This window comes from Microvirga sp. GN3, assembly GCF_055792825.1.
In genome coordinates this window covers 1-2,554 of the sequence record NZ_JBVVAK010000340.1, presented here as the reverse complement: position 1 = coordinate 2,554, position 2,554 = coordinate 1, and the positions used below count along the sequence as shown (strand labels likewise).

General features: G+C 62.4%; 2 protein-coding genes. Both read left to right on the top strand.

Going from position 1 to position 2,554, the window contains the following annotated elements; genetic code table 11:
* Nucleotides 1–523: 523 nt before the first annotated feature.
* Nucleotides 524–1,030, top strand: a complete 507-nt coding sequence (locus ACS5Q1_RS47555) for a L,D-transpeptidase (protein WP_473104731.1) — start codon at nucleotides 524–526, stop codon at nucleotides 1,028–1,030.
* A gap of 218 nt (nucleotides 1,031–1,248) precedes the next feature.
* A partial coding sequence (locus ACS5Q1_RS47550; protein ID WP_473104730.1) for a HAMP domain-containing protein occupies nucleotides 1,249–2,554 on the top strand: 1,306 nt, incomplete at its 3' end.

Here is a 2,554-nt window from a genome sequence, read left to right as displayed (position 1 = left end):
CGCCGAGCCTGCCCAAGACCCGCTCCGGCAAGATCATGCGCCGCATCCTGCGCAAGATCGCCGAGGACGAGTTCGGCTCGCTCGGCGACACCTCGACGCTGGCCGACCCCGCCGTCGTCGACGACCTGATCACCAACCGGCAGAACAAGCGCACGCAGGCAGCGTGATCGACCACGAGCGTCATCCCGGGGCCGCGCGAGCAGAACCCGGGATCGCTTAACGAACCCTCCTCATCATGGCCGGGCACCGTCCCGGCCATCTCGATTCAGAAGAGCACTGCGTTCATCCTGGTCGGGATCACCGGCACGAGGCCGGTGATGACGCGGGAGAGAGTGCACCGGTGTCATTCCCGGCCGAAGCGCCAGGGAGGGGAAGGGAATCCACCCACAGGCTCGGCGCTATGGATCCCCGTCCCGGCCTGCGGCCGCCGGGGATGACAAGGCGCGGTTCCTAAACTGAACGGAACCGTAGCCTTGTGCTTCGCGTCTCACCCTCACGCATCATCCGCAGGAGGGTTCGAGACATGGATGCGCGCGCCGCCTTCGCCATCGCCGCCATCATCGGTATCGTGATCACCAGCACCGGGACGTCCGCCCGCGAAGTCGTACTCTTCGAGGGACGCGTCTCGCCCGGCACCATCGTCATCAAGACCGGCGAACGCCGGCTCTACTACGTGCGCGGGGACGGAACGGCGCTTCGCTACCGAGTGGCCGTCGGCAAGCCCGGCAAGCAATGGTTCGGCGAGACGCGGATCGACGGCAAATATGTCAGGCCCGCCTGGTCGCCGCCCGCGGAGGTGAAGCGCGACAACCCGCGCCTGCCCGCCGTGATCCCCGGCGGCGCGCCGAATAATCCCATGGGTGCGCGGGCGCTGACCCTCAATCTCGACGAATACGCTATCCACGGCACCAACCGCCCGAGCTCCATCGGAACTTACGCTTCCTACGGCTGCATCCGCATGCTCAACGAGGACATCGTCCATCTCTACGATCAGGTGAGCGTCGGGACGCGGGTGGTGGTGGTGCCATAGATGAACCGCGAGATCTGACTGCGCTACTCAGATCAATCAAGGCTCACACTGAGCCGAAGATCTTTCGGAGGCAGCGTTACGACCCGGTCAAGACATCTCTATGCCAGGAACACCGGACCTATCTTTACGGAAGGGTTAACGCATTCTCAATCTATGCGCTCGATGATGCCGAACACAATCTCTGAATAATTTCTGATAACAGTTTGGCCGGGGGCCTCATGTTCGGTTTTCTGTCACGGATTTCTTTGCGCGCCCAAATTCTGAGTCTTGGTCTTCTCGGCGCGGTGAGCGTGGTGGTGCTTGCTCTGGTTTACATGATCGGCGACGGCACCGTGCAGGAATATCAGCGCAAGGCCGCGACCGAAACGCGCCTCGAGCACCTGATCGACGCGGCCGACAAGGGACTGCTCAAGGCCCGCCGCGCCGAGAAGGACTTCTTCCTGCGCGCCCACGAACAGCATGTCGCGGACCATGCCGGCGTCATCGCTGAGGTCAACCAGGAACTCGCCGAGGTCGAGCAGATCGCAACGTCAGCCGGCAGGGCCGATCTTCAGGCTCAGGTGAGCAAACTGAAAGCCGGCCTCGTCCAGTACACCAAGCATTTCAATGCCGCGGTCGACCTTCAGCGCACGCTCGGTTTTGATGAGAAGTCAGGACTGCAGGCAGCCCTCCGGACGTCGGTTCAAGCGGCCGAACAGAAATTGGATAATTTCGACGACGATCACCTGAAGGTCTTGGTGCTGATGATGCGCCGGCATGAGAAAGACTTCATGCTCCGCGGCGATCCCAAATTCGGCGAGGACATCAAGAAGCGTGTCCAAGAGTTCACGCAGGATCTGTCGGGCACTGCGATTCCAGCCAAGACCCGGGCTGAACTCGTCGAAGCGATCACAGCTTACCAGCAAGCCGTTCTCTCCTTCATCGGGGCCCAGGTCGAGCTGATGGCCGAGAGCAAGGCGGTCGCGGAGGCTTATGCCGGCATCGAACCGGTGATCGGGGATGTGCTCAAGGCAGTCGACGAACAGTTCGAAAGCGCTCAGACCGCCGCCGAAGCAGCGATATCCCAAACCGCGTTCATCATGTGGTCTGCCATCGGCTTGACTCTCGCGGCTTTGTTGATCGCGGCTCTCACCATCGGCCGCGCAATCACGAAGCCACTTCTGGCCATGACAGGAGCGATGCAGCGCGTTGCGAAGGGCGACTACAGCGCCCCCATACCGGGTCTCGGCTTCAGAAACGAGATCGGCGCCATGGCTGCCGCCATCCAGGTCTTCAAAACCAATGGCGAAGAAATGGAGGATCTGCGTGCCGAGCAGGAGAACACACGGATGCGAAGCGAACGTGAAAAGCAGCGCATCATGGCCGAGTTGGCTCAAAGCTTCGAGGCAAGGGTGGGTTCGCTGACCCGGAGCCTGTCCTCGGCGGCAACCGAGATGGAGGCCACGGCGCAGTCGATGACGGCGGTGGCCGGCCAGACGACGCAGCAATCGGTCACCGTGTCCTCGGCGGCGCAGCAGACCTCGG